We start from the raw sequence: 6635 nt of genomic DNA on the forward strand, positions 1-6635 counted from the left end.
GCGTGGGCAGCCGAAAAGGGAGCGACAGCCCGGGCGCCTGGACCGAGCCTCGCCAGGCGCCGGTCCTGCGTCAATGAAACAAGCAGCCGGTGAGTGGGCACGGTCTCGCCGTAGGAGTTGCGACGGTCCTTCTCGAGGCTCAGCGTCTTCTTCTCCTGCGGCGTCTTCGCTCGACGTATGTGACGAGACTACGCAGACCGGGCGCAGCCGTTCCCTGATCGCACTCGCTCGCCGCCATGCTGACGGCCAGACGACGCGACCTTTCCCCCAGAGATGGGCTTGCGAGGTGCCGGCATTCGGAAAGCCGTGGCGTGGCCTCCCCCAGCCCCTCCGGTCATCTCGGCGGGGCGGGTGTTGTCTGTAGCTGTTGCGCGACCGCGTCGGGGCTGGGCATCGCGGCGATGACGCGTCCCAGTCGCCGTGCCGCTTCACGTTCGGGAGCTTGCTGTCTGGTCAAGGCGGTGGCAGCCGCAGCGATCGAGCCGGGCGGCGCGCCCGGGGGCACGATGCGACAGGCACCTTCGGCGGCGAGGTGGTCGGCGTTCCAGAACTGGTCGGCGCCTTGTGGCACGACGATCTGCGGCAGCCCATTGGCGAGGGAGCCGATGACCGTGCCAGTTCCGCCGTGGTGCACGACGAGGTCGACATAGGGCAGAAGGTGCGCTTGTGGGACCTCCTGTTCGACGTGCACCGCTGCCGGCATGTCACCGAGGGCGCTCGGCTCGATCCCAGGTCCCGTGGCCACCAGGACTTCACATCCCGTGTCGGCGATCTCGAGTGCCGCCGCGCGGAGCAGGTCGGCCCTGCCGAAGACCGTCCCCATGGTCAGGTACACCCGCGGCGCCCGCCGTGGCTCGAGCAGCCACGGCTGCACCGGACCGTCCGGGGACCAGGCCGTCGGGCGCATCGCCATCGTAGGAAACGGCGCGGTGGCGTCGACATCAGCCAGGAAGGGCGGGTGTGGGTCGATGAGAGCCTCGGCCAATGCGCCGGCTGCCGGTGCATGGGCCATCGCTGCCACGGTTTCGTAGATGGCCGACCACTGGCGGCCCCAGCCGACGATGGCCAAGCAGAACGCCCTGACATCGGTCGTGTGGGCGGCCATGGCAGCACCGACGTTGCTCTGCTCGAAGACGATGAGGTCGGGTCGTTCTCGTTCCAGTACTCCGGTCATGACATCCACGACGTGCGGCGCGCAGAGCTCGACGAACAGCGTCTGTCCGAGACCCTTGTCCGACGCTGTCTCGCCCAGCCGTTCGACTCGTCGCCCGATCTCCGACGTGGCGTCGGAGAAGGCCCACGACTCCTCGGCACCCGCCACAGTCCGCGCCGGCAGTCGGCTCGCGAACTCCCCGCCAGTCGCGAACACCACCTCCGCCCCAGTCCGCTCGAGGGCAAGGGCCAGCGGCACCAAGGGATACAGATGACCGAACGCCGGCAGGGAGGCGAGGACGACCTTCACGGCGTCGTCGTGTGGCGTACGCTCCACATCCTCATCGTCTGACCATAGGACGGATCCGGAGTCGGGTCACCACGGATGGCGTCCACTGCTGGCGAGCCGCATCCCGGACACGTGCGTCACAGCGCCGCGTATCCATGGCCTGCGCGATGGCCGGCTGCATGCGTCCGGCCGACGAGTCAGGCAGGCTTGGCCCCATGTCACGCTTCTGGGGTCGGGGGCCTCGCAGCCGCGCCGCCGAGGGAGATCTGGTCCGACTGGATGGACGCAAACGACGCAGGCGATGCAGTCCGCGCCGGCGAACTCGCGACGGAGATGCTCGCCGCAGCGCCCGACAAGTTCGTTGCTTGGTTCGAGGCCGGGCTGTTGTCGAAGGCGCTTGGCAACTGGTCGGAAGCGATCGCGCGGAACGAGCGTGCCCTCTCGCTCATCACTCCCGAGGACATTGAGGAGTACGACGGGCAGAACCCCGCAGCCTGGAACCTGGGAATCGCCGCCACCGCCCTGGGCGACTGGGCCACGGCTCGGCGGGCATGGCGCGCGTTCGGCATGACTGAGTTCCAGGAGGGCGACGATCCGATCGATGTCGATTACGGCATGAGCCCCATCCGGCTGAACCCCGATCGACCGAGCTTGACCCACCAGCACGTTCCGCACCTCGGCGAGACGGAGGTCGTGTGGTGTTGGCGGCGCAGTCCTGCGCACGCCGTGATCGCCAGCGTTCCTCTCCCCGAGTCCGGGCACCGCTTTCGCGACGTGGTGCTCCATGACGGGGAGCCGAAAGGCACTCGCCGGCTCGGCGACCGCGAGGTCGCCGTCTTCGACGAACTGGCGCTGTTGGAGAGCTCCGGACTCCCTACCTGGCAGGCGCAGATTGCGGGGGCATCACCAGATGATCTTGAAGGACTGAGCCAGATCGTCGGCCCGCGTGGCCTCGGAGTGGATGAGTGGTCCGGGATCCGGGTGATGTGCTCAGAGTGCTCCCACGGTTCACCAGACGCAGATCATTCACATGATCCCCCGCCCTCTGATGTGAAGCGCCTCGGACTTGCGGGTTCAGAACTCGACCTGGGCGAGTGCCTGGCCCGCTGGAGCTCCGAGCGACCACACCTCGATGTGGTGGACCTCGAGTTTCTCTGGTAGCGACGCATGTGTGCACTTGGTCCTCGTTGTCCCGTTGAACGTGCGGTGACCGGGAGTTGGCGCCGGGAAGCGGTGCCTGAGCACCGACCGTTACACGCGCCGCGCAACCACCGCGCCAGCACGAATCGCGCGTGGGATCTCGGCGACCTCGTCGACCACTGCACCGAGGCGAGCCAGGTCTTCGGCCGGAGCCCGTGAGTCCAGGGTCACGGAGTAGGCAATACCGGTCGAGCGCCACTCGTCGTCAAAGCCGCCATCAACTTCGACCGCGACGCCAGCCATCTCGATCCCGAGTCTCTCCGCCTCACGGTACGTGTCGTTCAGTACGCAGAGGGCCACTGACAGATGGAGCAACTGAGCGCCGTTACCAGCCGGGCCGACCACCACACCTGCATCAGTCCAGGCGTGGTGCAGCACGACCCCTTCCACGGCGCGGAGGGTTCCGACAGTCGCGCGCACACCGAAGGGTGACAGGTTCATGCGCAGATTCTGCCCGTAGAGACGGCCCGACCCGACTGGTCGCCGCAATGAGTGCGTCCTACCTCGGCGCTTGACGAACGGCGGGAATACACCTACGCCGGGTAGATGTCCACGCCCGCGGGCGCTTCGAGGATCATCCGTGCCTTCTCCGGGTGGATTCGGTGGGTGCCGGTGTGGTCGACGAGGAAGCCGAGCCCGTGCGGGGTCAGCCACCCTCGCCGCACTGGCGTGACCGGAAGCCAGCGTGGGTCTTCCAGCGGTGGTGTCGTCGGCCGAGAGGGCCGGAGTTGTGGGAGCCGGTCTGGTCCGGCGGGGGATCTCGGCCCTCGTCGCCGTGGTCGAAGGGAGTCGGGTGGTCGAGGTCGACCTGGCGGCTGGTGGAGCCCGCCCAGGGCCAGTAGTCGCCGCCGGTGACGAGGTGGACCTGGTCGCGGAGTGACTCCGGGTGCTCGTAGACGCCGTAGCGAACCCGGTCGGACAGGTCCTTGACTGGCTGCACCTTCAGATCGAACCGCGCCAACAGCTCGGCGAGCCGGCCGAGGGTCACCGGGCCGAAGCCCTCGACCCGGGCCACGCCATCGACGCCGTGGAGCACCCCTGGTGCAGGTGGACGTGGAGCACGCCCCGGGGCGCCAGCGGCGTGAGGTCGAGGTCGCGCAGCTCGTCAACGAGGTCGGCGGGGAATGCGAGGGCGCGCGCCAGGGTGGGCTCCGCTGGCACGTCGAGGTCGAGGTCGGGCTCTGGGTCCGGGTCGGGAGCGGTGTGCTCGAGGAGGAGGGTGAAGAGCTCGGCTGGCCGGGCCAGCCAGCCCAGGGCGATCGCCCGGAGCTCCTCGGGGTGGAGCGGCGTCGTGGAGATCGACATCGGCCTCGATGACCTTGGCCTCGGCGACATCGAGCACCCGCCCGACGGACTCGGTGGCGATCATCCTCGAGATCGCGTGGTCGACCACGCCGACCTTGTCGAGGGCGAGGTGCCGTGAGAGCTTCGCGACGCGTCGAGCGACCCAGACTTCGCAGTCGCCGCGCAGGCACACGGCCCACGTCAGAGGGAGGCGGTGCTGGAGGTCGAGCACGTCGGCGATCGCATGCTGGGTGGCGGTGACGCCGGCGCCCCGCGCCAGCGCGATCTCGCCGAGGCAGGTCCTGCACGGCGGGAGTGCCTTCCCCGCCGACCTGCCGGAGCACGTTGCCGATGCGTCGGGCGATGCGGCCCAGGTGGCTGTGGAAGACTTTTCTCGAACAGGATCTCGATGCTGGCGACGCGATCTGGAGTCGCCGCTCGGTGCGTTCGGACGCTGCTCGACCAAACGTTATGAAGGTGCTGCCGCCGACCAGTCGGGCAGCTGCTGGAGCGCCCACCCGTTGCCGTCGGGGTCGGCGAAGAAGACGAAGCGGCCCCACTCCAGCTCGTCGACCTCGCTCACCTCGATACCGCGCGCAACGAGGCCGGCGCGGGTCGCGTCGGCGTCGGCGATGACCATCTGCATGTTGTCGAGCGAACCCGGCTCCATGCGCGTGAGACCGCGACCGATGGCGATCGAGCACGCCGATCCTGGCGGCGTGAGCTGGACGAAGCGCACCTCGTCGCTCACGGTCCGGTCGTGGTCGACGACGAAGCCGACCCTCTCGTAGAACTCCTTGGCCCGGTCGACGTCGGTCACGGGCACCATCACCAGCTCCAGCTTCATGTCCATGGCACGAGGCTAGGACCGGAACAGGTCAGCGGGTGACCGCAAGGCTCGATACCTGAGGATCCTCAGGCGGAGCTGGTCGACCTGGTCGCCCGCAGGGCGGCGAGCACGCCGACCACGGCGATCAGCACTGCCAGGCCGTAGACCACCGGGAAGGGATCGATGTCAGCACGCCCAGCGCTGGCGTACGCGATCCCGCTGACCGACAGGGCCAGCGCGGCGCCGAGTGAGTCGGCGACCTGGAGTGCGGAGGAGTTGAAGCCGCGGTCGGCGTCGGTGGTCGCCGCGAGCATGGCCACGCTGGTGCGCGGGTAGGCGAAGCCCATGCCGACGCTGGCGAGGACGTACGCCGCCACCGGCGCCACGGCGGGCAGGTCCGCACCGCGGGACCGCAGCCACACCAGCAGCGCGATGCCGGCGACCCCGACCAGCACGATCGTCGTACCGACGCGCAGGGCGGTCTCGTGCGAGACGCGCTCGCCCAGTCGCGAGGAGACCTGGCTCGATGCCGCCCAGACCACGCCGACGCAGGTCAGGGCGATGCCCGCCTGACCGGGCGTGAGGTCCCAGCGCTCCTGGAGCGCGTAGACGATGTAGGCCTCGGCGCAGAAGAAGGCGGCGCTCAGCAGGCCACGGGTGGCGATCACCGACGGCAGCCCCCGGCGCAGCACGAGCACGCCGGACGGGAGCAGGGGACGCAGGCCGACGACGACGAGCACCAACGCGGCGGCGGCGGCGACCAGGGTCACGCCGGTGCCCGATCCGAGCAGCTCCAGGGAGAGCACCGCGACAGCGGCGAGCACCGCCCAGGCCAGCCGCGAGCGCGGGGTGTCGGTGGGCTCGGCGGGCGCCGGCTGGGACCGCGCGGTGGGGGTCACGAGCGCCGCGGCCAGCGCGACGAGGGCGAGGATGCCGAGGAAGACCCACCGCCAGCCGATCGTCCCAGCGACGTAGGCCGCGAGCCCGGGGCCGAACAGCGCCGGCAGCACCCAGGCGGCGGCGAAGGCGGCGAAGACCGCCGGCTGGAGCCGGGCGGGGTAGACCATCCCGACGAGCACGTAGGCGACGACGACCATCGAGCCGGCGCCCAGTCCCTGCAGCACCCGGCCGAGGACCAGCACCTCCATGGTGGGGGCGATCCCGCACACGACCATGCCGAGCGAGAAGCCGATCAGCGACACGACCAGTGGGCGCAGGGGGCCGGTGCGGTCGGCCCACATCCCGGCCGCCACCATGCCGACCACGCCGCTGGCGAACGGTGCGGCGAAGGCGAGGGCGTAGTAGTCGAAGCCGTCGAGGTCCCGGGCGATCGTCGGCATCACGGTCGTGACCGCCATCGCCTCGAAGGCCGCGAACGCGATGAGGGAGAACAGGCCGATCGTGGTGGCCGCGTAGGCCGGCGAGAGCAGGCGCTCGCGCGGCTCGCTCCTGGTCATGGTCATGGCAAGGACGGTAGGTCCTCATGTGCACCTGAGGTCAATCCGATTTGCGCCTGCCACTTCCGTCGTCGCGTCGCGCTGTGCCATCCCCAGAACGGGGGACAGCGGCTGACTTGTCGCGGCGATGGACGACGACGTACCTAGTCTTTCCAAGATGACTCGGTCACGCCACGTGGCTGCCTCCCGGATGGCTGCGCATCAGACGCGCACCCGCCGTCGGCCGCCGCGCCGTCTTGTCCTGCTGGCGACGAGCCTGGCACTGGCCTTGGCAGGACTCGCCGGATTTGCGCTGGGACCTGCTTCCGCGACATCTACGGCAGAGCCGGAGCAGTCCTCGGCGTTGATCACGTGGAGCTGTACGGGCAGTCCGTGTCCGTGGGGCGCTCAGACGAGCAATCATGCGGTGGTGTGGTCGGCGGGG

General features: G+C 69.5%; 9 protein-coding genes. 2 read left to right on the forward strand and 7 right to left on the reverse strand.

From position 1 onward, the window contains the following. Positions 1–334: 334 nt before the first annotated feature. A complete protein-coding gene (locus J3P44_RS25655) occupies positions 335–1489 on the reverse strand; it encodes a glycosyltransferase (RefSeq protein ID WP_255892594.1) in 1155 nt (384 codons plus the stop codon). 231 nt (positions 1490–1720) lie between these two features. Here J3P44_RS25655 and J3P44_RS21780 point away from each other — a divergent pair, with 231 nt between their 5' ends. After that, a complete protein-coding gene (locus tag J3P44_RS21780) occupies positions 1721–2602 on the forward strand; it encodes a tetratricopeptide repeat protein (protein ID WP_255892595.1) in 882 nt (293 codons plus the stop codon). Positions 2603–2692: 90 nt separating this feature from the next. Here the strand turns inward: J3P44_RS21780 and J3P44_RS21785 are convergent, their stop codons facing one another. From J3P44_RS21785 to J3P44_RS21800, 4 genes are all read right to left on the reverse strand, one after another. Then, complete coding sequence (locus J3P44_RS21785; protein WP_255892596.1) at positions 2693–3082, reverse strand: OsmC family protein; 390 nt, start codon at positions 3080–3082, stop codon at positions 2693–2695. 92 nt (positions 3083–3174) lie between these two features. Continuing rightward, positions 3175–3306, reverse strand: a complete 132-nt coding sequence (locus tag J3P44_RS21790) for a hypothetical protein (protein ID WP_255892597.1) — start codon at positions 3304–3306, stop codon at positions 3175–3177. Next, positions 3288–3656, reverse strand: a complete 369-nt coding sequence (locus J3P44_RS21795; protein WP_255892598.1) for a hypothetical protein — start codon at positions 3654–3656, stop codon at positions 3288–3290. Before J3P44_RS21795 ends, J3P44_RS21790 begins: the two co-directional genes overlap by 19 nt. Further along, complete coding sequence (locus J3P44_RS21800; RefSeq protein WP_255892599.1) at positions 3626–3946, reverse strand: hypothetical protein; 321 nt, start codon at positions 3944–3946, stop codon at positions 3626–3628. The genes J3P44_RS21795 and J3P44_RS21800 overlap by 31 nt, the downstream gene beginning before the upstream one ends. Between J3P44_RS21800 and J3P44_RS21805 the strand changes: the two genes are divergently transcribed. Continuing rightward, a complete protein-coding gene (locus tag J3P44_RS21805; RefSeq protein ID WP_255892600.1) occupies positions 3933–4064 on the forward strand; it encodes a hypothetical protein in 132 nt (43 codons plus the stop codon). The two genes, J3P44_RS21800 and J3P44_RS21805, sit on opposite strands and share 14 nt — an antisense overlap. A gap of 330 nt (positions 4065–4394) precedes the next feature. Here the strand turns inward: J3P44_RS21805 and J3P44_RS21810 are convergent, their stop codons facing one another. Both J3P44_RS21810 and J3P44_RS21815 read right to left on the reverse strand, forming a co-directional pair. Beyond that, positions 4395–4778: a VOC family protein gene (locus J3P44_RS21810; protein WP_255892601.1), complete on the reverse strand. Its 384-nt coding sequence runs from the start codon at positions 4776–4778 to the stop codon at positions 4395–4397. A 62-nt stretch (positions 4779–4840) separates the two neighbouring features. Next, a complete protein-coding gene (locus J3P44_RS21815; protein WP_255892602.1) occupies positions 4841–6217 on the reverse strand; it encodes an MFS transporter in 1377 nt (458 codons plus the stop codon). Positions 6218–6635: the final 418 nt, after the last annotated feature.

The sequence above is a fragment of the Nocardioides astragali genome, from assembly GCF_024436375.1.
Lineage (GTDB): Bacteria > Actinomycetota > Actinomycetes > Propionibacteriales > Nocardioidaceae > Nocardioides > Nocardioides astragali.